Here is a 21,742-nt window from a genome sequence, read left to right on the forward strand (position 1 = left end):
CTTTCGTAAAGATTTCGATCCTTCCCGGCCATGCGGGGTTGACGGATCGAGATCAGTCGCCTTTTGAAACTGGAACAGACAGCAAGGACGACGCGATGGCAAGTACCGGCCCGACTTCGAACAGCTTCTTTTCCCAGCGGTTGAAACTGCACTATGTCGACTGGGGAAACGAAGGGGCACCGCCACTTTTGCTGGTGCATGGCGGGCGCGACCATTGCCGCAACTGGGACTGGGTCGCACAAAGGCTGCGCGATCGATTCCATGTCATCGCCCCCGACCTGCGCGGCCATGGCGACAGCGCGTGGTCCCCCGACGGCAATTACGATATGTATGGCTTTGTGTATGACCTCGCGCAGCTGGTTCACCAATTGGACCTCGCGCCGGTCACGATCGTCGCCCATTCGATGGGCGGCAATATCGCGCTGCGCTACACCGGCCTGTATCCCGACCATGTCCGCAAGCTGGTCGCGATCGAGGGGCTTGGCCCCTCCCCCAAGATGCTCGACGAACGCGCCGCCACCCCCTTTGCCGCGCGCTTTCGTAAATGGATCGACGAGAAGCGCCAGGCGGCGGGACGCATCCCGCGCCGCTATCCCACGCTCGACGACGCGCTGAACCGGATGATGTCGGAAAATGCCTATCTGACCCCCGAACAGGCACGCCACCTGACCGTTCACGGCATCAACCGCAACGAAGACGGCAGCTGGAGCTGGAAGTTCGACAATTATCTGAACATCTGGTCGGGATTCGACGTGCCCCAGGCCGATATCGAATCGCTGTGGTCGGCCATCACATGCCCGACCCTGTTGCTTTACGGGGCGGACAGCTGGGCATCGAACCCCGAACGCGACGGCCGCCTCGCCCATTTTCATACCGCCAAGGTGATCGAGTTCGAAAATGCGGGCCACTGGCTGCACCACGACCAGTTCGACCGGTTCATCTCCACGTTAGACGATTTCCTGTAAACCGGGCCCCTCGGCGAGCGCCCTTGCGCCCGCGAAAGAGAGGCCATGGTCTATACGGGTCGAATTTCAGGGGGCCAGCGCGCGACATCGGGCGCCGCGGCCCTGCTTGCCGTCGCGGCGGCCGGGTTCATCCTGGCGCGCGGGCTGGACATCGACATGGTCCGGACGGTGAGCGAAACGATCGCCGCCATATCGATCCCCGCCCCGCCCCCCGCGCCAACACCCGCCCCGACACCGGACCCCGCCGCACGCGACACGCCAAGCGGCAAGGCATCGGCCGCGAACAAGACGGCAAAAGCGGCACCCGTCCTGGCGCCCAAGCCCAAGCTGCCGCCCGTGACGCCCCCCGTCGCCGCAGCCCCGCAACCGGGGATCGGCCGCGATGATTCGGCCGGAGCAACGCCCAATCCCGGCCCCGGATCGGGGGCGGGCGGACGCGGCGACGGCACCGGCGCCGGAGGGTCGGGAAACGGGTCCGGAGCGGGTACGCGCCCCATTTGGCAAAGCGGAACGATTCGCGACCGCGACTATCCGCGCGCGGCAAGCCAGGCGAAGGTCGGCGGCGATGTCGAGGTCCGCTTTACCGTCGAGCCCAGCGGGCGCGTCAGCGGATGCCGGACCGTTCGGTCGAGCGGCGATGCAGCGCTGGATAGCACGACCTGTCGCCTGATCGAGGAACGCTTTCGTTTCCGCCCCGCCACCGACGCACGCGGCGTCGCCGTCGCAAGCCCCTATGGCTGGCGCCAGAGCTGGTGGCTCGAAAGACGGCGATAGAGCGAACAACGGATGTCGGACAAGGATGCGATGGACGCGCGCGGCGGCGATTGTCGGTCGGGTCTGGTGGAGCCGAGGGGAATCGAACCCCTGACCTCTGCAGTGCGATTGCAGCGCTCTCCCATCTGAGCTACGGCCCCGCGACCGGCGGGGTCTTACCGACACAGCTTGACAGTGGCAACGGCTTTCTGACCAATAGCCTGTCCATCGGTCACATTTCCGGATCAGGGGGGTAAGCTATGGCAAGAGCATGGTGTTTGACGAGCCGTCCGCGAGGATTGCCGACCCCTGACAATTTCGCCCTTCGCGACATTCCCGACGCGCCGCTCGCCGACGGGCAATTGCGTGTCCGCAATCGATGGCTGTCGGTCGATCCCTATATGCGCGCGCGCATGAACGATGCCAAAAGCTATGCCGCGAGCTTCCAGATCGATCAGCCGATGACCGGCGGCGCGATCGGCGAAGTGATCGAGAGCCGCCTCGACGGCTTTGCCCCCGGCGACATCATCCTGCACATGGGCGGCTGGCGCGAGGGGGGCGCGATCGGGCTGGAACTGATGCCGCGCAAGTTGCCCCAGGCGGCATTGCAATCAGGGATGTCGCCGCAAACCTTCCTCCACAACATGGGGCTGACCGGCGGCACGGCGTGGATCGGGCTGCTGCGTATCGCTGCGGCCAAACCCGGAGACACCATCTTTGTCTCGGCGGCGGCAGGCGCGGTCGGATCGGCGGTCGTCCAGATCGCCAAGGCGCGCGAAATGACGGTGATCGGATCGGCTGGCGGCGCCGAGAAATGCGAGTGGGTCCGCGAGCTCGGCGCCGATGCGGCGATCGATTACAAGGCCGGGCCTGTCCTCGACCAATTGGCCGCGGCGCTGCGCACGCTCGAAAAGCCCGGAATCGACGTATATTTCGACAATGTCGGCGGCGAGCACCTCGACGCCGCCTTTGCGACCGCCAATGATTTCGCGCGGTTCGCGATCTGCGGCATGATCGACGTCTATAATGACGGTCGGGCGCAGGAGATGAAATATCTGATCCGGGCGATTCCGGCGCGGATCAGAATGGAAGGCTTTATCTACACCGACCAGTTCACCGATTGCGTCGATGAATTTTACGCCGACATGGGCGGGCTTATCGCGAGCGGCGCGGTCACGATGCGCGAAACCGTCCAAGACGGCATCGCGGCCGCTCCCGAGGCCTTTCTGGGCCTGTTCAGCGGCGACAATATCGGAAAGATGCTCGTCCGGCTCTAGCGCCGGGTCCCGAGAAGGAGGGCCGCCGTTTCCGGTGGCCCGTGTTCTCAGCCGTTGAAACCGACCGACAGGAAGTCCGGAACCGGACCGTTCCAGCCATCGTCGGGGCCGTCGAGATCATCGCGTTCGCGGCGCGGGGCCGCTTTCCGCCGGTCATCGCGGCGAGCCGGCTTGTCCTTTGCGGCATCGACCTTGCGGGGGCGATCGCCGCCTTCGGCCTTGCCCTTGCCCGAACGCGCGCCGCGCTTGCCGCGGGCAGGACGCTCGTCCGCATCGCCCGCATTGTCCGATGTTTCGCCGGGCTTTTCACCCTTGTCGGCGCGCGCCAGCACATCGATCTTGGTGCCGGTCAGCTTTTGAATATTGTCGATCGCCTCGTCGTCCGAGGGCGAGACGAGCGTAAACGCCCGGCCCTTGGCCCCGGCGCGGCCGGTCCGTCCGATCCGGTGGACATAGTCGTCGGGATGCCACGGCGCGTCGAAATTGAAGACGTGGCTGACGCCCTTTACATCGAGACCGCGCGCCGCAACGTCGGAGGCGACGAGGATGTTGATGTCGCCCTTTTTAAAGCGCTCCAGTTCGGCGATACGGCTCGACTGGTCCATGTCGCCATGGATTTCGCCCGCATGATAGCGATGGCGCTGCAAGGATTTCGCCAGTTCGCGAACCGTGGTCTTGCGATTGCAGAAGATGATCGCGGTGCCGATATCTTCTTCTTCGAGCAGACCGCGAAGGGTTTCCCGCTTGCCCCGCTCGCTGGTCTTGACCAGGAACTGGGTGATATTCTCGTTGGTGCTGGCAGGACGCGCGACTTCGATCGTCTTGGGGTTCGACAGGAATTTGTCGGCCAGCTTCTTGATCGGCGGCGGCATCGTCGCCGAGAACAGCAGCGTCTGGCGATTCGCCGGCAGTTTGGTACAGATATTTTCGATATCGGGGATGAAGCCCATGTCGAGCATACGGTCCGCTTCGTCGATCACGAGCAGATTGCAGCCGGTCAGCAATATCTTGCCGCGTTCGAACAGGTCCATCAGGCGGCCGGGCGTCGCGATCAGCACGTCGACGCCCTTTTCCAGCGCCTTTACCTGATCGCCCATCTGGACGCCGCCGATGAGCAGCGCCATCGAAAGCTTGTGATACTTTCCGTATTTTTCAAAATTTTCCGCGACTTGCGCCGCCAACTCGCGCGTCGGTTCGAGGATCAGCGAGCGCGGCATCAACGCCCGCGCCCGGCCATGCGCCAGAATGTCGATCATCGGCAGAACGAAGGACGCGGTCTTGCCGGTCCCTGTCTGGGCGATGCCGATCATGTCGCGCATCATCAGGACAGAGGGGATCGCCCCCGCCTGGATCGGTGTCGGTTCGTCATAGCCCGCTTCGGTAACGGCGCGCAAAAGTTCGTCGGAAAGGCCGATGTCGGCAAATTTCATAGGGTCATCATGTCCGGAAATTGTTTCAGCACGGCGTCCCACGCAAGCCGTTGCTGCCGGGGCCATTGGGCAAGCGAAGAGGAAAAGTCAAGAAAAGCCGACGAAACGCCGCGATTTTTCGTTGCGCAGCGTCAATCCTCTTCCAGGGGGACGGGAACCAAAAGGCGAAACTTGTCGACCTCGCATTTCGCGCCGGTGCGCGCATGGATCTGGTCGCGCCCTTCGCACAGCTTTCCGTCCTTATTCCCCTCCATGTAGAAGCCGGCATAGAAATCCAGCGCGCGGCAGCCGCGATTCAGGCGGGCGCGCAGCCGCTGATCCTGCCGCGTGATCAGGTCGATGCTGTCGCGCTGTGTCGCCTGCATCCCCAGAATATTGCGCATCGAGACGCATTTCGGCGCCTTTTTTTCCTTCCAGACAATCGGTTGCTCGCGCGGGCGCGTCGGGGCGCGCGGGGTTGCGACGAAATTGTTGAGCGACGAACGACGGGCCGGGACGCGAATGATCAACTGTTGCTCGATCACCATCTGCCAATAGGAGGCGGTCTGGGATTCGGGGATCGGCAACACCACCGACACCAAAGGTTCCGGCGGCGCAGCGTCGGCGACGGGGCCGGCGCCCGCGAACAGAAAGGCGGCCCAACTCAACACGGCGATGCGAACGCCCCTTCAGTGCGCGATGCGGTCATACGGCATGTCCAAAATTTCCGCTCCGATGTCGGCTGGACGAAAGTTCAATATTCGTCCATCGCCCCCAATAGCAGCCATGATTGAACATCAAATGAACTGCTGTCGAGGCCCATCACGCCCTGACGTGCCATTTTTCCGGAGCCAACCGCCATGACGCGCCCACCCTCCGCCTCGCTGCTCGGCGATCTGGCATCCCTGCTGGGGCCGAAAGGCTTTACCACCGACGCCGCGACGATCGCGCCCTGGCTGACCGACTGGCGCGGCAAATATCAGGGTGCGGCCCCGGCGCTGTTATCGCCCGCCACGACCGCGGAAGTCGCCGCGATCGTGCGCCTGTGCGCCGAGGCGCAGGTCGCGATCGTCCCGCAGGGGGGCAACAGCGGCATGGTCGGCGGCGCGACGCCGGACGCATCGGGGCATCAGCTTTTGCTCAGCACCCGGCGGCTCAACCGGATTCGAACGCTGGATGTCGATGCGCGGATCGCCGTCGCCGAGGCGGGCGTCATCCTTTCGCATTTTCACGACGCCGCGCTGGCCGACGGGCTGCGCTTTCCGCTTACGCTCGGCGGCAAGGGGTCGGCGACGATCGGCGGCCTCGTTTCGACCAACGCCGGCGGAACGCAGGTGCTGCGCCACGGCACGATGCGCGCGCTGGTCGCGGGGATCGAGGCCGTATTGCCCGACGGCAGCGTCCTTGACGGGCTGGCCCCGCTCAAGAAAGACAATCGGGGCTATGACCTGCGCCATCTTTTCTGCGGGGCCGAAGGGACCCTGGGGATCGTGACGGCGGCCAGCCTGCGGCTCGTGCCGGCGAATGCCGCGCGGCAAACCGCATGGGTGGGCCTGGCCACGCCGGAGGCGGCGCTGCACCTGCTCCGCCGCCTCGATGCCGCGCTGGGGCGCGAACTCGAAGGATTCGAGATACTGCCGCACAGCTGTCTCGACGCCGTGCTTCGCCACATTCCCCAGACACGCTCGCCGCTCGCGCGATCCTCGCCCTGGTATGCGCTTGTCGAGCTTGCGGGCGACGACAATGCGGCGCTGAATGCCGCGATCGAGGCCGAATTGACGGCCGCGCTTGCGGCAGGGCTGGTCGATGATGCCGCCATCGCCAAGAACGACAGCGAGAGCGAGGATTTCTGGCGCATCCGCGATTCGATTTCGGAAGCGGAGCGCGCCGAGGGGCCTGCGCTTCAGCACGACATCAGCGTGCCCGTCGAGCGGATGCCCGCCTTCATCGCCGAAAATCCTCAGCGACTCGCCGCCGCCTTTCCCGGCGTTCGCGCCCTTTCCTTCGGCCACCTCGGCGACGGCAATATCCACCATCATGTGCAGCCGCCCGCCGGGCCGGATGGCGCCGCCTGGCTGGCCGAGCACGGCGCCGCGGTCAGTCGCCTCGTCTATGCGCATGTGCTGGAATGGGGCGGCTCGATTTCGGCCGAGCACGGCATCGGGCAGATGAAGCGTGACGTCATGGCGGAACTCGACAGCCCCGCCCGGCTGGCGGCCCTCCGCGCAATCAAGGCGGGGATGGACCCCGCGGGCATTTTCAACCCCGGCAAGCTGATCGGCTGACCGCCGCATCGGGCGAAAGCATATCGGCCCCTTGCGTCGGGGCGCATAGGCCAATAAGGCCCGCCATTGTCTTTTTCTTCCCGGCACGCCGGGGCCTTTTGTTTCGGAGCTTCATCATGGCCACTGCGCCCGCGCCTTCCAACCTGCCGATTTTCTACAAAGACCTCGTTCCGCTTTCGAGCGTCGATCATGCCGACTGGAAAGCGCGCCCGCTCGACCGCGCCGATTTTCTGATCAACCAGCATGCCGTGCCGCTGACCAGCGACGAATTCGTTCCGGCATCGCGTTTCTATCCCATCGTCTTTTCGGCGGGCGAGAATCCGGTTCCGCTGGCGCTGATGGGCATGAACGAAGGGGTGAACACCTTTGTCGACGCCGAGGGCAAGCTGATCAACCCCGTCTATGTCCCGGCCTATATCCGCCGCTATCCGTTCCTGCTGGCGCGCCTGCGCCCCGACAGCGAAGAATTGTCGCTGTGCTTTGACCCGACCGCCGATGCGATCGGCAAGTTCGACGAAGGCGATGCGCTGTTCGACGATGCCAAGCCGTCGGAAGCGACCAACGCGATCCTGCAATTCTGCCAGAATTTCGAGGAATCCGGTCAGCGCACCGGCATGTTCGTCGAAGAACTGAAAAAGGCCGACCTGCTGATGGACGGCGAAGTGGCGATCCAGCAGGAAGGCAATCCGCAGCCTTTCGTCTATCGCGGTTTCCAGATGGTCGACGAGAACAAGCTGCGCGAACTGCGCGGCGACGTGCTGCGCAAGATGATGCAGAACGGAATGCTGCCGCTGATCTTTGCGCACCTCTTCTCGCTGCAACTGATGCGCGAAGTATTTGCCGAACAGGTAAAAAGTGGCAAGATGCCGCAGGTAACGGAAGCCCCGACCGCCTGACGAAAGGATCAATATGGCCACCATCGCAAACGCCGCCCCCGGGATGCGCTATACGAAGGTGGCCATATGGCTCCACTGGGCCATCGGCCTGGCGGTATTGACCAATATCAGCCTTGCCATGCTGACCGAAGGCCTGCCGCGAGCGACGCGCATGGCGCTCATGAATATTCACAAGCCGCTGGGCATCGCCGTGCTGGGGCTGACCGTCCTGCTGATCCTCTGGCGCATCGGGCACCGCCCCCCGCCGCAACCCGCGGGCACCCCGGCCTGGCAGCGCCCGATGAGCCGAATCGTCCATTTCCTGTTCTATGCGCTGCTGATCCTGCTGCCGCTGTCGGGCTGGATCTGGTTTTCCGCAGCCGACCGGCCCATCGACTTTTTCGGCCTGTTCCAATTGCCCGCGATCGTCGGCCCCGACGAAGCCCTGGCCGACCAGATGCACGAACGCCACGAGACGCTGGGCATCGCCATGCTCGTTTTGGCCGCCATTCACATTCTGGCGGCGCTGAAACACCAGTTTGTCGATCGCACCGGGCTGATCGGACGCATGAATCCCTTTTGAACCGACGGCGCCGCCGGTTCCGGAGACGATCGGTTCAGAAGTCGATCGCCAGCCCCTTATACTCCCAATCGCCGTAGCGAACGGGATTGCGGCCGCCCGGCTGATCTTCGGCCTTGTCCTCGCGCACGGCTTCGGGCACCGGCACGGGTTCATTGCTCCAGCCTTCGGGCGCTTTTACATGCGGTGGACGCTGCGTCGCGCGCGGCGTGCCGCCAACGCTGTCCTTTTTCACAAGGTCGGTCATAGTCCGGCCATTATAGGATTTCCCATGGCCCACGCCAACCACAAGCTGTTTCCATCCCGTGGCTGACCGTCGCCCGCCCCGCCGCCGCCGCCATCCGGGCGAAGCCGACCCGCCGGGCACCGCCCCGCGCCGCGCCGCGCTGCGCCTGATCGACGCCGTGCTGCGTCGCGGCGACCCGCTCGACATCGCGGTCCATGCCGCGACGCAGGGGCTGCCGCCCGCCGACCGCGCCTTTGCCGTCGCGATCGTATCCGAAACGCTGCGCTGGATGACCGACATCGACGCGCTGATCGACAGCGCGACCAGCCAGATCCTGCCCGACGACGTCAAATCGCGCGCGGTCCTGCGCATCGCGCTGGCCCAGCTGCTGGTCCTGAAAAGCCCGGCCCATGCCGTGGTGTCGACCGCCCTGCCGCTGGTCGCCGGCGGACCGCGCCGACTGGTCCACGCCCTTTTGTCCCGGGCACAGCAGGATGGCTGGCAATTGCCCGACACCGCCACCCTGCCCCCCGCGACCGCCGAACGCTGGACCGCGCAATGGGGCGAGGCGATGGCGACGGCCGCCACGGCGGCGTGGAGCAGCGCCCCACCGCTCGACCTCAGCTTCGCGGCCGAAACGAGCGATGCCGACTGGCCCGACACCGTGCAGCTTGCCCCGCGTCACCGGCGCCTGCCCCGCGGCCATGCGGTCGAAACGCTGCCCGGCTATCGCGAAGGCGGCTGGTGGGTCCAGGATCTGGCAGCGGGTCTCGCGGCCCGGCTGCTCGGCGACGGCGAGGGGCGGCATATCCTGGACCTTTGCGCGGCCCCCGGCGGCAAGACGATGCAACTCGCGGCGGCGGGCTGGAAGGTGACGGCAGTGGACGCCAGCGCGAAGCGCCTGGCCCGGCTGACCGAAAATCTTGCCCGCACCGCCCTGTCGGCCGACGTCGTGCAAGGCGACATCCGGACATGGGAACCGGCATCCCCCGCCGATGCCGTGCTGCTCGACGCGCCCTGTTCGGCGACGGGCATCTTTCGCCGGCACCCCGACGTCCTGCATCGCATCGAGCCCGCGCAAATCGCCGAGATGGCGATACTCCAGAGCGAACTGCTGACCCGCGCCGCGCGCTGGGTAAAGCCCGGCGGCTTGCTGGTCTATGCCACCTGTTCGCTCGAACGCGCGGAAGGGGAAGAGCGGATCACCGAATTCCTGGCCGCGCACGACGGCTGGCGTATCGACGCCGTGACGGCAGCCGAGCTGCCCGAGGCGATCGCGCCCGATGCCGACGGCCTTGTCCGCACCCTGCCCGGCCTGCTGGCCGCAGAAGGGGGGCTCGACGGATTTTTCATCGCGCGGCTGCGCGCGCCCTGACGACATGGTGCCGGGGCCGCCGGTTGCGGACAGCCCCGGCGCCGGCCTGTATCAGAACACCGCCTTCGGCGATTCCTCTTTCATCATCGCGGCGCGCACCATCGGGATCGGCGGCCCGCCATAGGACAGGAATTCGTCGTGGAACGCCTTCCACTTCGTCCGGTCGCCCTTCGTCCAGTCTTCGCGCAGCTTGCGGATCATCAGCTTGCCCAGCGTATAGTTGAGGTAGAGCGGATCATAGGTGCCGCGCGCCGCCTGTTGCCGCGCATTGCCTTCGTCCTGATAGCATTGTTCCTTGAACAGTTTTTCCGATTCCGCGACGGTCATGCCCCTGGTGTGAAGCCCGATCGCCGACAGATAGCGGCAGTTGCGCAGGAGCGCGTTCGACAATTGCCCGATATGGGTTTCGGGATCGCCCGCGTTCAGGCCCGCGTCCCACATCATTTCTTCGGTATAATGCGCCCACCCCTCGGCAAAGGCATAGCCGACGAACAGCTTGCCGAAGATGCTTGTCGCACGGTTCGAATGAAGGAAATTCAGGAAGTGGCCCGGCCAGACCTCGTGAACCGAGGTGAAGAGCAGATCCTTCTTGCCTGGTACGAAATCCATCTGCGTCTGTTTGTCCCACGCGGGATCGGGCGGCGAGATGTAATAGACCGACGGCAGCCCTTTTTCATAAGGGCCGGGAATGTCGATATAGGCGCTGTTCTGGCGATTATAGGGCGGCGATTCCTCTACCTTCGCCTCTTCGGTACCGGGGATCGTCACCAGATCCTTTTCGACCAGAAAGGCGCGCAGCATGGGAAGCTGTCGCCGCGCTTCGGCGACGGGGCCGTCGGCGGGCTTGTCGGCGCCCATCTTTTTCATGCAGTCGGCAATGCTCATTCCGGCGGCATAGGTCGCACAGGCGGCCTTTAGCGCGTCCTGATTGCGCTTGAGATCGGCCTCTCCGATCCGTTCCAGTTCGTCGAGCGGCGTATCGACGCCCTCGTTGGTGCGGATCATCTTCGCAAATTTGTCGGCACCCAGCGCATAGCCGTCGGCGGTTCCCGGCTGCGATTCCACATATTTTGCAAGATCGGTCATCGCCGCCCCGGCCTTTGCCGTTGCGTCGTCGAACCGTTTTTGCAGCGCCGCATCCTTGACCTCGGCAAAGGCCGCCTTGGCGTCACCGGTATAATAGTCCGCAAAGCCGCCAAAGCCCGCCGCGCCATATTTGACGAAGGTGGCGGGCAGCGGCAGCTGGAGATTCGCCTTGATCTGCGCCGCGGCGGCAGGGACGTTTTCCGCATAGGCGATGAACGCCTTCATCCGCGTTTCGGCGTCGGCATAGGGCCGGGCGATATAGACGTTGGGGTCCAGCGCCCCGACATAGAAGGCCGGGCTTTTCCGAGCGAAATCGGTATCACGCAAAAAGAAGAGCTGTCCTTCGGCGACATGTATCAGATAATCGCGTTCGAACCTTTCGGCGTCGTTCATCGCACCATCGAACGCCCTGGCGTCGGCGATCGCCTTTTCGAGATAGGCCGCCTGTTTCTCCAACCCTTCGGGCGACCAGTCGGGGAGTTGCCCGTCGAACTCATGCTTGCCCTGATAGACCGCAAAACCGGGGTTCAGCGGGAAATAGCCCGCGAGGAAAGCATCGCGGAACTCGGTCCAGTTCGCCGCCTTCGTCGCGGTCTTGTCGCCAGCGGCATCGCAGCCCCCGAGAAGCAGCAAGGTGGCGGCCATGGCGGCACCGCCGAAACGGGACAATTTGCTTTTCATGTCGAACTCTCCCCAATCTGTGGCCCCTGTGTGCCAAGCCGCGACCGCGGCCGCATCCGTTAATCGACAAACGGCAGCCACACCGGGTCTGGACAGCGCCGAAAAGCCGTTTACGGCGGATCGCAATGGCGACCGACACTCCTTCCGTTCAGCCGGCATCTTCGGACGTCCCGCGCTCCCCCCTCGCCTATGTCGATTTCCGTTTTCTGCTCGCCGCGCGCTTCTCTGCCGTCATGGCGACGATCGCGATGGTGGTCGTCATCGGTTATCAGGTCTATCTGACCGCGCGAAACGACTATGGCATGTCGGTTTACGATGCCTCGTGGCAACTCGGCCTGCTCGGGCTCGTCCAGTTCGTTCCGCTGGCGATCCTGACCCCGGTGGCCGGCTGGGCCGTCGACCGTTTCGAACGGCGCAGCGTCGCGATCTTTTCGAACCTCATCGACCTGGCCATTGCGGCCATGCTCGGCTGGTTCACCTGGACCGAGGCGCTGACCCTGCCGCTGCTGTTCACGCTGGCCGCGCTGCACGGCGTCGCGCGGGTCTTTTCAGGGCCGGCGCTTGCCGCCATCGCGCCGAATATTGTTCCCGCCGCCGTCCTGCCCCGCGCCGTCGCGCTGAGCAGCATGGCCTGGCAAGGCGCGTCGATCGTGGGCCCCGCCGTCGGCGGCCTGATCTATGCCGCGCATCCCACGTCGGTCTATATATTCTCTGCCGCGCTGCTCGGCATCTCGGCCTTTTCGCTCAGCCGGGTGCGTCCCGTGCCGCCCCCGCCCGCCGAGGTGCGCCGACACCCGCTGCGCGAGATGGTCGACGGCCTTCAGTTCGTGTGGCGCGAGCGCTTTCTCCTCGGGACGATCACGCTCGACCTGTTCGCGGTGCTGCTCGGCGGCGCGACCGCCATGTTGCCCGTCTTTGCCCATGACATACTGCACATCGGGTCCGAAGGGCTCGGCCTGCTGCGCGCTGCCCCGGCGGCGGGGGCGGTCATTATCGCGGCAATTTTCGCGGTTCGCCCGATCGAACGCAACGTCGGGGTCAAGATGTTGTGGGCGGTCGCGGTGTTCGGTGCCGCCACCGTGGGATTCGGCCTGTCGACGAGCTTTCTTTTGTCGATGGCGCTGCTCGTCATTCTGGGGGCCGCCGACATGTTCTCGGTCTTCGTGCGCGGGACGCTGATCCAGCTCAACACGCCCGATCACATGCGCGGCCGTGTCAGCGCCGCCTCCGGCCTTGCCATATCGGCATCGAACGAACTGGGAGAGATGCGCGCCGGGGCGATGGCCGCGCTGTTGGGGCCGGTCGGCGCCGTTGTCATCGGCGGCGTCGGCGCGATCGGGATCACCGCGCTGTGGGCCTGGATATTTCCCGAACTGCGCCGGGCGCGCACCTTCGAACCGCAGTTTCGCACGCCATAGCCCACCCGTTGCGGTGTCGCGGACGCGATCCTTCGCGCCGCGCCCGGTGCCGGCGCAGTTCGACGCAATCCCATCTCCTTTGATCGACGCCCTATTGTCTATCAATTTAATTGATATAAAGTGTCGGCACCCGTCACCGCGGTTTCCCTTGTTCCTCAAAGGAGTAACCGTCATGCCCAGCGCGCTGATCAGCCGCAAAATCCTGACCATTCCCGGCCTCGACAACAGCGGCCCCGCCCATTGGCAAAGCCTGTGGGAACGAAAATTTGCCGCGTGCGAACGCATCGACCTTGGCAATTGGCACGCCCCGGCGAAGGACAAATGGGTCGCCGCGATCGCCGATGCGATTTCGGGCGAAAGCGAACCGGTGCTGATCGCCGCGCACAGCCTTGGCTGCCACGCCTTTGCCCATTGGTTCGCCAACGCGGCGGCGCTCGACCGTTCGCGCATCTTGGGCGCGCTGCTGGTCGCCCCGCCCGACCTGTCGCGGCTGAACCGTGACAGCCGCGTTTCGGGATTCACCGCGGCCCCGGCCTTTTCGGCGCGGCCGCCGATGATCGTCGTCGGCAGCGACAACGATCCCTATGCGAAATCGGCGCATGTCTGGCGGCTGTCGCGGCGCTGGGACGCGCGCTTCGTCAACGCCGGTCCCTTTGGTCACATCAATGCCGCATCGGGCATCGGCGACTGGCCTTATGGACAGTATCTGCTCGCCTCGTTACAACCCGCGCCGACCCCCGCGCTCGCCGACGAGCGGCTCTGGCTCCGTAGCGGAGACTGGCCGAACCGCCTGACGCCGCGGGCCTCTTCGGTCCGACCATAAAGAAAGCGCGTATCGACCATGAAAGCCAATTCGATCCTCGACACCATCGGCAACACCCCGCACATCCGGGTCGCCAAACTGTTTCCCGACGCCGAGGTCTGGGTGAAATCGGAACGCAGCAATCCCGGCGGATCGATCAAGGACCGCATCGGCCTGGCGATGATCGAAGCCGCCGAAAAGGACGGCAGCCTGAAGCCCGGCGGCACGATTGTCGAACCCACGTCGGGCAACACCGGCATCGGCCTGGCGATGGCGGCGGCGGTCAAGGGGTACAAGCTGGTCCTGGTCATGCCCGAAAGCATGTCGGTCGAACGGCGCCGCCTGATGCTCGCCTATGGGGCGACCTTTGACCTGACGCCGCGCGAAAAGGGAATGAAGGGGGCGATCGAGCGCGCGATCGAACTCGTCGAAACCACGCCCGGCGCCTGGATGCCGCAGCAGTTCGAAAATGACGCCAACGTCGATGTCCATGTCCGCACCACCGGCCCCGAAATCCTCGCCGATTTCCAGGATACGCCGATCGACGTGCTGATCACCGGGGTCGGCACCGGCGGCCATATCACCGGCTGTGCACAGTTTCTGAAGGCCCATTGGCCGAATATGAAGGTGTTCGCGGTCGAACCGCTGGCCTCGCCGGTCATTTCGGGCGGCCAGCCCGCGCCCCACCCCATTCAGGGCATCGGCGCCGGGTTCATTCCGCGCAACCTGCACACCGACCTGCTCGACGGGGTGATCAAGGTCGATGCAGCCGACGCCAAGGACATGGCGCGCCGCGCCGCGACCGAGGAAGGCATGCTGGTGGGCATTTCGTCGGGGGCGACCTTGGCGGCGATCCGGCAGAAACTCGCCGAACTGCCCGCGGGCAGCCGGGTGCTCGGTTTCAACTATGACACCGGCGAGCGTTATTTGTCGGTGCCCGACTTCCTGCCCGAAATCTGACCCCCGCGATGGACGGTTCCGCGTCGCCGACGCCCTGGCCGCCGCTTGCGCGCGACTGGACGGGCTGGCTGTTCGCCCTGCTCGCGGCGGCGGCGATCGGCGCCGTCCTCTATGCCAATGGCGAAAAGGGCGGCGCGCGCTACATGGCGCGGCCGCATCCGGTGGCGCCGCCCGCCGATGTCGTGCCGGCAGCACCGCCAATGGAATATGCGCCGGTTACCCAAGACCATGCGCGCAGCGCAAACGCCCGCATCGCCCTGATCACCAAGGATTTCATCGCGCCGCGCCCCTTTACCTATGCCGGTAACGGGGACGCGCGGGCGCGGGCGCGCGACTGCCTGGCCGCCGCGATGATCTATGAGGCCGGCGACGATGCAAAGGGGCAGCAGGCGGTCGGCCAGGTGGTGATCAACCGCGCCCGGCATCCGGCCTTTCCCAAGTCGATCTGCGGCGTGGTGTTTCAGGGCGCCGAGCGGACGACCGGGTGCCAGTTCACCTTCACCTGCGACGGCGCGCTGGCGCGCCGCTATTCCGATGCGGCGTGGGCCCGCGCCCGGACCAATGCCGACCGGATGTTGTCGGGCACGACCTATGCGCCGGTCGGGCTTGCCACCCATTATCACACCGACTGGGTCCGCCCCTATTGGAGCGACAGCCTGGAAAAGATCGCGATCGTCGACACGCATCTTTTCTTCCGCTGGCCGGGCTATTGGGGAACGCCGGGCGCCTTTCGCGGTGCGGTGTCGGGCGACGACGCCCCGGTCGCCAAGCTCGCCGCGCTGTCACCGCTCCATGCCGCCGCTCTGGGCCTGCCGGTCGAAACCGCCGGCATCGACGCGAAGGCCGAGATCGGCGAGGTCCGGATCGTCCCGCGCGCCGATGAGGCGGCGGTGCGCGAAACGCTCCTTGTCCAGCTCGATCGCCGCGCCGCGCCGGAAAGCTTTGTCACGACCGCGCTGCGCCTGTGCGGCGAGCGTCCCTATTGCAAGTTCATGGGCTGGACCAACCCGGTTCTGAAACCCGATGGCGAAGCGATGAACGATATGCAGCGTGCGGCGATGAGCTTTTCCTATCTGCGCGACGACAAGGCCGGATTTGAAAAGGCCCTGTGGAATTGCAGCGAGTATAAGCGCGACGACACGCGCCAGTGCATGAAGCGCTGACCGCGGAGGGCCCGCGGCGCTTCTGCCCATGGCGCGGTTCGCATCGTCGCGATGCCGGGCGATATCAGCCGTGCGGCCTGATCAGATATTTCTCGCCCGTCCGCTTCGCATTATAGGCCTGCGCCACGTCCATCTTGAGCGCGTCGGTCAGCGAAATCTGGTGGCTGTAGTGGCTCTTGAAGGTCGTCGTCAGTTCATCGATCACGCGCTGGCGCATCCGTCCCGCGACTTCGGCGCCGCTGCGTTGCAGGAAATGGGTCAGCAAAAAGCCCGACAACGACCAGGACAGCCCCGCCGCCCGGCTTGAGAATATCGTCGGGCTGAGGTCGAGCGCGCCGTAGATGTAAACCTGTTTGAAGGTGTCGGAACCATAGCGGCTGTATGTCGTCATCCGCTTTGCCGCGGCGACCTCCATCGCGCCCAGCACCTGTCCGGCCAGCTTTCCGCCACCCGTCGCATCGAAACCCAATGTCGCGCCGGTTTCGCTGATCGCGTCGACCAGTTGCGACTGGAAATCGGGGTCGCTGCTGTTCAGCACATATTGCGCGCCGATATCCTTCAGCATCGCGACCTGGGCGTCGCTGCGCACGATATTGACCAGCGGAATGCCATCCTTGGCACAGATTTTCACCAGCATCTGGCCGAGGTTCGACGCGGCGGCGGTATGGACGATCGCACTATGCCCTTCCATGCGCATCGTTTCGGTGAAGGCAAGGCTGGTAAGCGGGTTCACGAAGCAGGATGCGCCATCGACCGGGTCGGTGCCGTCGGGAAGCGGCATGACCATCTGGATCGGCAGACAGCGATATTCGGCGTACATTTCGCCGCCGAGCAGCGCGACCGTTTTTCCAAGCATCGCCTGCGCCTCGGGCGACGAGCCCGCCTTGACCACGACACCGCAGCCTTCGTTGCCGATCGGCAAGGCTTCGCCCACACGGCCCGCCATGGCCCGCATCCCGACCTCCGGAATGTCGGCGGTGATGACGGGCAGCCCATCGCGTTCCGACGCCCGCGCGCTGGTCATGTCTGCCGCACCGAACAGGAGGCCAAGGTCGGACGGGTTGATCGGCGTAGTCGCGATCTTCACCACGACTTCGTGCGGCGCGGGTTCGGGCATCGGACGGCGCTCGAAAAACACCTCCAGCTCGCCTTCGGGCTTTACCAGCGTCAGCATGGTCAAATTGGTCGCGGGCAGGTCGGTCATCGGGCGTCTCCCATAGGTCGGTTTTCAGATGCAACGGAAATAGGAACATGGAGCGGCACTGGCAATCGCCAGCGTCGAAAAAATGCCCTGATCGGCGTTCGCGGGCAAGGAACGGACGCCTTGCCCGCTGTCTGCCCTCCCCCTCACCCCCACCCTTGCCGTACCGGCAGCGCCGGACCGAGGTTCGTCGTCACAGCAATCGCACCGACACGCCGCCATCGGCGATCATCGGGCTTCCCGTCATGAAGCTCGACCGGTCGGACAGCAGGAACAGCGCCGCCTGTGCGATCTCGATCGGTGCCGCCATGCGCTTCATCGGATGCAATCCGGCGATGAAGGCGAGCGCGGCGGGGTCATTCTCGCCGCCCATCGGTGTGATCGTACCGCCGGGCAGGAGCGTATTGACCCTGATCCCCTCGGCAGCATGGTCCGACGCCAGCGACTGCGCAAAACCGACCAACCCCGCCTTGGATGCCGCATAGGCCCCCATGCCCGGCATTCCGCCGTTGCTGAAACCGACGAAGGAGGAGGTAAAGACGATCGAGCCCTGCCCGCGCGCCTGCATCGCCGGAATCTGTGCCTTCGCGGCCAGAAAGGCGCCGGTCAGATTGACCGCGATCACGTCGGTCCAATTGTCGATTGCCATATCCGGGACAGGCTGCATCGCGCCGACAACGCCGGCATTGTTGAACGCACCGTCCAGCCCGCCAAAGGCCCGTTCGGCGAGATCGACCAGCTTTGCCGCATAAGCTTCATCGGTCACGTCGCCCGCCAGGCACACCGCGCGGCCACCCGCCTGCACGATCGCGTCCGCGACCGTTTCGAGCGGCGCGGCGCGGCGCGCGCCGAGCACCACATTCGCGCCTTCGGCCGCAAACAGCCGTGCCGCCGCAGCGCCGATGCCGCTGTTCGCGCCGGTAACGATTATTGTCTTGTTTTCCAGTTCCATGACCTGTCCTTTCAGAGGTTGGTCATGGCGCTCTATCGGTGCGGCGAAGGACGCCGCGCCCCGATTCTTGCGGTCAAATCGCCGTTCACGACAACAGGGTGACGGCACCCAATTGCCGAGAGGCTAGGTCGCCGACGAATAGTCCGCCGCCAGCCGCAGCACGTCGGTCGCCAGTTCCTTTCGGCAGATCAGCAGATCGGGCAGATAGGTATCGCGATTATTATAGCGCAGCGGCGCCCCGTCGGCGCGGCTGACATGCAGTCCGGCGGCCGCGGCGACCGCGACGGGGGCGCAATTGTCCCATTCATACTGGCCGCCGGTGTGGAGATAGATATCGGCCTCGCCGCGCACCACCGCCATGGCCTTTGCCCCCGCCGATCCCATGGCGAGCAGTTCGGCGCCCATTCGCCCGGCGACGAAAACCGCCTCTGCGGCGGGGCGGGTGCGGCTGACAAGCATCCTGAGCGGCGCATTGGCCGGGTGCAGCGGTTTCGGCGCCCCGGACGTCAGCGTCACCCCCAGGCCCGGCAGCGCGACCGCGCCGACCCGCGCCACGCCATCGACGGCGAGCGCAACATGCACGGCCCAGTCGCTCCGCCCTTCGCCATATTCGCGCGTGCCGTCGAGCGGATCGACGATCCAGACGCGGCTCTGCCCGCAGCGTGCGGCATTATCCTTCTCCTCTTCGGAGAGCAGCGCATCGGCGGGCCGCGCGGCGCGCAGTTCGCGGCACAGCATCGCGTTGGCGGCTTCGTCCCCCGCCTTGCCGAGCGCCTTGCCTTCCAGTTCGCTCCCGCTGCGCAACGCGAGCAGAATGTCGCCCGCCGCGGTGGCGAGCCTTTCGGCGAGTTGTTCGTCGCTTTCGTGCATCTTATCCCAGTAGCCGGTCGATGATCAGGTCTGCGGCTTCTTCGGGCGTCATCGCGGTCGTGTCGATATGAATTTCCGCATTTTCGGGCGCTTCATAGGGACTGTCGATGCCGGTGAAATTCTTGAGCTGGCCGGCGCGGGCCTTTTTGTAGAGCCCCTTGACGTCGCGCCGCTCGGCCTCCGCAAGCGGGGTGTCGATGAACACCTCGATAAATTCGCCGTCGGGCAGCATCCCGCGCACCATCTCGCGTTCCGCGCGGAAGGGCGAGATAAAGGCGGTGATGACGATCAGCCCGGCGTCGGTCATCAGTTTGGCGACCTCGCCGACGCGGCGGATATTCTCGATCCGGTCGGCCTCGGTAAAGCCAAGGTCGCGGTTCAGTCCGTGGCGGACATTGTCGCCGTCGAGCAGGAAGCTGTGCCGGTTCATCCGGTGCAGCCGTTTTTCGACCAGATTGGCGATCGTCGATTTGCCCGACCCCGACAGACCGGTGAACCACAGCAGCGCGGGTTTCTGATTCTTGAGATCCGAACGCATCTCGCGGCTGATGTCGCTTGCCTGCCAGTGGACATTCTGTGCCCGGCGCAGGCTGAAATTGAGCATCCCCGACGCGACGGTCGCGTTGGTCAGCTTGTCGATCAGGATGAAGCCGCCCAGCACCTTGTTGGGGCTTGCCCGATCGTCGGCGTAGGTTTCAAAGACGATCGGCTTGTCGGTCGACAGTTCGACGACGCCGATGCCGTTGAGATCCAATGTCTTGGCCGCCAGATGGTCGAGCGTGTTGACGTTGATTTCATATTTCGGCGGCTGCACGGTCGCCGACACCGTCTGGGTCGCCAGTTTGAGCCAATAGGCGCGCCCCGGTATCATCGCCTCGTCGGCCATCCACACCAGCGTCGCCTCGAACTGGTCGGCGGCTTGCGGAGGATTGTCGGCCGCCGCGATCACGTCGCCGCGCGAGCAATCGACCTCGTCGGCGAGCGTCAATGTCACCGATTGCCCCGCGACCGCTTCGCCAAGATCGCCATCGAGGGTGACGATGCGCGCCACGTGCGTCGTCTTGCCGCTGGGCAGGATACGCACCGGATCGCCCGGCTTGACCGATCCGCCGGCGATCTGCCCCGAAAAACCACGGAAATCGAGGTTGGGACGGTTGACCCACTGGACCGGCATACGGAATGCCTTGGCCTCGTCGGCCTTGCCGCCGACCTCGACATTTTCCAGATGCTCGACCAGCGCGGGCCCCTTGAACCAGGGCGTGTTCGGCGACAGCGCGGTGATATTGTCGCCCTTGAACCCCGAAATCGGGATCGCGGTGAAATGGGTGATGCCGATCTCGCTGGCGAAGGCCCGGTACGCCAGCGTGATGCGGTCGAACACCGCCTTGTCATAACCGACAAGGTCCATCTTGTTCACCGCCAGCACGATATGGCGAATGCCGAGCAGGTGAGCGAGAAAGCTGTGGCGGCGGGTCTGGGTGAGCACCCCCTTGCGCGCGTCGATCAGGATCACGGCAAGATCGGCGGTCGAGGCGCCCGTCACCATGTTGCGCGTATATTGTTCGTGGCCCGGGGTATCGGCAACGATGAACTTGCGTTTTTCGGTGGTGAAGAAGCGATAGGCGACGTCGATCGTGATCCCCTGCTCGCGCTCGGCGGCGAGGCCATCGACGAGGAGGGCGAAGTCAATCTCCTGCCCCTGGGTGCCGACGCGCTTGCTGTCGGCCTCGAGCGCCGCGAGCTGATCCTCGAAGATCATCTTGCTGTCATAGAGCAGCCGCCCGATCAGCGTCGACTTGCCGTCGTCGACGCTGCCGCAGGTGATGAAGCGCAGCAGCGATTTTTGCTCATGCTGTGCCAGATAGGCGTCGATATCCTCTGCGATCAGCGCATCGGTGACATAGATGGGGTCGGTCATCAGAAATACCCCTCCTGCTTTTTCTTCTCCATCGACGCATCGCCGCCGTCCTTGTCGATGATGCGGCCCTGGCGCTCGCTGGTGGTCGTCAGCAGCATTTCCTGGATCACTTCGCTGAGCGTCGCCGCCTCGCTCGCAACCGCGCCGGTCAGCGGGTAGCAGCCAAGGGTCCGGAAACGCACCGAGCGTTCCACCGGCGTTTCGCCGGGCAGCAGCGGAAAGCGGTCGTCGTCGACCATCAGCAACAGCCCGTCGCGCTCCACCGTCGGGCGCGGCGCGGCGAAATAGAGCGGCACGATCGGGATGTTTTCGCGCGCGATATATTGCCAGATATCAAGCTCGGTCCAGTTGGAGATCGGGAAGACCCGGATGCTTTCCCCCTTCGCCTTGCGCGCGTTATAGAGGTTCCAGAGCTCGGGGCGCTGTTTCTTGGGGTCCCAGCCGTGGCTGGCGGTGCGGAAGGAAAAGATGCGCTCCTTGGCACGGCTCTTTTCCTCGTCGCGCCGCGCGCCGCCAAAGGCGACGTCGAAACCATGCAGGTCGAGCGCCTGTTTCAGCCCCTCGGTCTTCCACATGTCGGTGTGCAGCGGGCCGTGATCGAAGGGGTTGATCCCGCGCTCCTTCGCTTCCGGATTCTGATAGACGATCAGTTCCATGCCGCTTTCGGCCGCCATACGGTCGCGCAATTCATACATCGCCTGAAACTTCCACGTCGTATCGACGTGGAGCAGCGGAAAGGGCGGCGGCGAGGGATAAAAGGCCTTGCGCGCCAGATGCAGCATCACCGCGCTGTCCTTGCCGACCGAATAGAGCATCACGGGCTTTGCCGCGTCGGCCATCACTTCGCGCATGATATGGATGCTCTCGGCCTCGAGCCGGTCGAGATGGGTAAGCGTATCGATCATGCGGATGCCATTGCCCCTGTCGAAAGCGACAGGCAAACTGT

Annotated in this window: 20 protein-coding genes and 1 tRNA gene; 11 read left to right on the top strand and 10 right to left on the bottom strand. The window is 64.9% G+C overall.

All coding sequences use genetic code 11. The features are described 5' to 3' along the window. The first annotated feature begins 95 nt into the window (after positions 1-95). Positions 96-965, top strand: coding sequence for an alpha/beta hydrolase (locus tag U0S50_RS04110; protein WP_322307489.1), 870 nt, complete (start codon positions 96-98; stop codon positions 963-965). A gap of 45 nt (positions 966-1,010) precedes the next feature. After that, positions 1,011-1,739: a TonB family protein gene (locus tag U0S50_RS04115; protein ID WP_322307490.1), complete on the top strand. Its 729-nt coding sequence runs from the start codon at positions 1,011-1,013 to the stop codon at positions 1,737-1,739. Positions 1,740-1,803: 64 nt separating this feature from the next. On the opposite strand, the gene U0S50_RS04120 is transcribed toward U0S50_RS04115, so the two are convergent. Beyond that, positions 1,804-1,879, bottom strand: a tRNA-Ala gene (locus U0S50_RS04120). Positions 1,880-1,978: 99 nt separating this feature from the next. Here U0S50_RS04120 and U0S50_RS04125 point away from each other — a divergent pair. Further along, entirely contained in the window at positions 1,979-2,995 is a 1,017-nt protein-coding gene (locus U0S50_RS04125; RefSeq protein ID WP_322307491.1) for an NADP-dependent oxidoreductase, read from the top strand. 47 nt (positions 2,996-3,042) lie between these two features. Here the strand turns inward: U0S50_RS04125 and U0S50_RS04130 are convergent, their stop codons facing one another. After that, positions 3,043-4,425 carry a DEAD/DEAH box helicase gene (locus tag U0S50_RS04130; protein WP_322307492.1) on the bottom strand — a complete coding sequence of 461 codons (1,383 nt, stop codon included), beginning with the start codon at positions 4,423-4,425 and terminating at the stop codon, positions 3,043-3,045. A gap of 131 nt (positions 4,426-4,556) precedes the next feature. Continuing rightward, positions 4,557-5,075: a hypothetical protein gene (locus tag U0S50_RS04135; RefSeq protein WP_322307493.1), complete on the bottom strand. Its 519-nt coding sequence runs from the start codon at positions 5,073-5,075 to the stop codon at positions 4,557-4,559. Between the two features lie 189 nt (positions 5,076-5,264). Between U0S50_RS04135 and U0S50_RS04140 the strand changes: the two genes are divergently transcribed. The 3 genes from U0S50_RS04140 to U0S50_RS04150 all read left to right on the top strand — a co-directional run bounded on the left by U0S50_RS04140 (position 5,265) and on the right by U0S50_RS04150 (position 8,147). Continuing rightward, a complete protein-coding gene (locus U0S50_RS04140; RefSeq protein WP_322307494.1) occupies positions 5,265-6,689 on the top strand; it encodes an FAD-binding oxidoreductase in 1,425 nt (474 codons plus the stop codon). A 116-nt stretch (positions 6,690-6,805) separates the two neighbouring features. Then, on the top strand, positions 6,806-7,585 hold the full coding sequence (locus U0S50_RS04145; protein ID WP_322307495.1) for a SapC family protein: 780 nt from the start codon (positions 6,806-6,808) through the stop codon (positions 7,583-7,585). A 13-nt stretch (positions 7,586-7,598) separates the two neighbouring features. Further along, on the top strand, positions 7,599-8,147 hold the full coding sequence (locus tag U0S50_RS04150; RefSeq protein WP_322307496.1) for a cytochrome b: 549 nt from the start codon (positions 7,599-7,601) through the stop codon (positions 8,145-8,147). A gap of 34 nt (positions 8,148-8,181) precedes the next feature. On the opposite strand, the gene U0S50_RS04155 is transcribed toward U0S50_RS04150, so the two are convergent. Beyond that, entirely contained in the window at positions 8,182-8,391 is a 210-nt protein-coding gene (locus U0S50_RS04155) for a DUF1674 domain-containing protein (RefSeq protein ID WP_322307497.1), read from the bottom strand. Positions 8,392-8,449: 58 nt separating this feature from the next. Between U0S50_RS04155 and U0S50_RS04160 the strand changes: the two genes are divergently transcribed. Further along, complete coding sequence (locus U0S50_RS04160; RefSeq protein WP_322307498.1) at positions 8,450-9,745, top strand: RsmB/NOP family class I SAM-dependent RNA methyltransferase; 1,296 nt, start codon at positions 8,450-8,452, stop codon at positions 9,743-9,745. A 51-nt stretch (positions 9,746-9,796) separates the two neighbouring features. Here U0S50_RS04160 and U0S50_RS04165 read toward each other — a convergent pair whose 3' ends face one another. Continuing rightward, positions 9,797-11,512 carry a DUF885 domain-containing protein gene (locus U0S50_RS04165; protein ID WP_322307499.1) on the bottom strand — a complete coding sequence of 572 codons (1,716 nt, stop codon included), beginning with the start codon at positions 11,510-11,512 and terminating at the stop codon, positions 9,797-9,799. Between the two features lie 125 nt (positions 11,513-11,637). On the opposite strand from U0S50_RS04165, the gene U0S50_RS04170 reads away from it, so the two are divergent. The 4 genes from U0S50_RS04170 to U0S50_RS04185 all read left to right on the top strand — a co-directional run bounded on the left by U0S50_RS04170 (position 11,638) and on the right by U0S50_RS04185 (position 15,855). Then, entirely contained in the window at positions 11,638-12,930 is a 1,293-nt protein-coding gene (locus tag U0S50_RS04170; protein ID WP_322307500.1) for an MFS transporter, read from the top strand. A 172-nt stretch (positions 12,931-13,102) separates the two neighbouring features. Beyond that, complete coding sequence (locus tag U0S50_RS04175; protein WP_322307501.1) at positions 13,103-13,753, top strand: alpha/beta hydrolase; 651 nt, start codon at positions 13,103-13,105, stop codon at positions 13,751-13,753. 18 nt (positions 13,754-13,771) lie between these two features. Beyond that, positions 13,772-14,692, top strand: a complete 921-nt coding sequence (cysK, locus tag U0S50_RS04180) for a cysteine synthase A (RefSeq protein ID WP_322307502.1) — start codon at positions 13,772-13,774, stop codon at positions 14,690-14,692. Positions 14,693-14,700: 8 nt separating this feature from the next. Beyond that, positions 14,701-15,855 (top strand): cell wall hydrolase, encoded by a 1,155-nt coding sequence (locus tag U0S50_RS04185; protein WP_322307503.1) that lies wholly within the window; start codon positions 14,701-14,703, stop codon positions 15,853-15,855. A 64-nt stretch (positions 15,856-15,919) separates the two neighbouring features. Here U0S50_RS04185 and U0S50_RS04190 read toward each other — a convergent pair whose 3' ends face one another. The 5 genes from U0S50_RS04190 to cysD all read right to left on the bottom strand — a co-directional run bounded on the left by U0S50_RS04190 (position 15,920) and on the right by cysD (position 21,701). Beyond that, complete coding sequence (locus U0S50_RS04190; protein WP_322307504.1) at positions 15,920-17,059, bottom strand: zinc-binding dehydrogenase; 1,140 nt, start codon at positions 17,057-17,059, stop codon at positions 15,920-15,922. 190 nt (positions 17,060-17,249) lie between these two features. Then, positions 17,250-18,008, bottom strand: a complete 759-nt coding sequence (locus tag U0S50_RS04195; RefSeq protein WP_322307505.1) for an SDR family oxidoreductase — start codon at positions 18,006-18,008, stop codon at positions 17,250-17,252. 123 nt (positions 18,009-18,131) lie between these two features. Continuing rightward, positions 18,132-18,878, bottom strand: a complete 747-nt coding sequence (locus U0S50_RS04200) for a 3'(2'),5'-bisphosphate nucleotidase CysQ (RefSeq protein WP_322307506.1) — start codon at positions 18,876-18,878, stop codon at positions 18,132-18,134. A gap of 1 nt (position 18,879) precedes the next feature. Continuing rightward, positions 18,880-20,796, bottom strand: coding sequence for a sulfate adenylyltransferase subunit CysN (cysN, locus tag U0S50_RS04205; protein ID WP_322307507.1), 1,917 nt, complete (start codon positions 20,794-20,796; stop codon positions 18,880-18,882). After that, a complete protein-coding gene (cysD, locus tag U0S50_RS04210; RefSeq protein WP_322307508.1) occupies positions 20,796-21,701 on the bottom strand; it encodes a sulfate adenylyltransferase subunit CysD in 906 nt (301 codons plus the stop codon). Before cysD ends, cysN begins: the two co-directional genes overlap by 1 nt. Positions 21,702-21,742 lie beyond the last annotated feature (41 nt).

The organism is Sphingopyxis sp. (assembly GCF_034380315.1).
GTDB lineage: Bacteria > Pseudomonadota > Alphaproteobacteria > Sphingomonadales > Sphingomonadaceae > Sphingopyxis.

Excerpts from the sequence above, each read along its gene's own strand:
- U0S50_RS04125 (WP_322307491.1), top strand. The coding sequence starts at position 1,979 with ATGGCAAGAGCATGGTGTTTGACGAGCCGTCCGCGAGGATTGCCGACC.
- U0S50_RS04155 (WP_322307497.1), bottom strand. The coding sequence starts at position 8,391 with ATGACCGACCTTGTGAAAAAGGACAGCGTTGGCGGCACGCCGCGCGCG.
- U0S50_RS04165 (WP_322307499.1), bottom strand. The coding sequence starts at position 11,512 with ATGAAAAGCAAATTGTCCCGTTTCGGCGGTGCCGCCATGGCCGCCACC.
- U0S50_RS04185 (WP_322307503.1), top strand. The coding sequence starts at position 14,701 with ATGGACGGTTCCGCGTCGCCGACGCCCTGGCCGCCGCTTGCGCGCGAC.
- U0S50_RS04140 (WP_322307494.1), top strand. The coding sequence starts at position 5,265 with ATGACGCGCCCACCCTCCGCCTCGCTGCTCGGCGATCTGGCATCCCTG.
- U0S50_RS04200 (WP_322307506.1), bottom strand. The coding sequence starts at position 18,878 with ATGCACGAAAGCGACGAACAACTCGCCGAAAGGCTCGCCACCGCGGCG.
- cysK (WP_322307502.1), top strand. The coding sequence starts at position 13,772 with ATGAAAGCCAATTCGATCCTCGACACCATCGGCAACACCCCGCACATC.
- U0S50_RS04195 (WP_322307505.1), bottom strand. The coding sequence starts at position 18,008 with ATGGAACTGGAAAACAAGACAATAATCGTTACCGGCGCGAACAGCGGC.
- U0S50_RS04175 (WP_322307501.1), top strand. The coding sequence starts at position 13,103 with ATGCCCAGCGCGCTGATCAGCCGCAAAATCCTGACCATTCCCGGCCTC.
- cysN (WP_322307507.1), bottom strand. The coding sequence starts at position 20,796 with ATGACCGACCCCATCTATGTCACCGATGCGCTGATCGCAGAGGATATC.
- U0S50_RS04150 (WP_322307496.1), top strand. The coding sequence starts at position 7,599 with ATGGCCACCATCGCAAACGCCGCCCCCGGGATGCGCTATACGAAGGTG.
- U0S50_RS04115 (WP_322307490.1), top strand. The coding sequence starts at position 1,011 with ATGGTCTATACGGGTCGAATTTCAGGGGGCCAGCGCGCGACATCGGGC.
- U0S50_RS04130 (WP_322307492.1), bottom strand. The coding sequence starts at position 4,425 with ATGAAATTTGCCGACATCGGCCTTTCCGACGAACTTTTGCGCGCCGTT.
- U0S50_RS04145 (WP_322307495.1), top strand. The coding sequence starts at position 6,806 with ATGGCCACTGCGCCCGCGCCTTCCAACCTGCCGATTTTCTACAAAGAC.
- U0S50_RS04110 (WP_322307489.1), top strand. The coding sequence starts at position 96 with ATGGCAAGTACCGGCCCGACTTCGAACAGCTTCTTTTCCCAGCGGTTG.
- cysD (WP_322307508.1), bottom strand. The coding sequence starts at position 21,701 with ATGATCGATACGCTTACCCATCTCGACCGGCTCGAGGCCGAGAGCATC.
- U0S50_RS04170 (WP_322307500.1), top strand. The coding sequence starts at position 11,638 with ATGGCGACCGACACTCCTTCCGTTCAGCCGGCATCTTCGGACGTCCCG.
- U0S50_RS04190 (WP_322307504.1), bottom strand. The coding sequence starts at position 17,059 with ATGACCGACCTGCCCGCGACCAATTTGACCATGCTGACGCTGGTAAAG.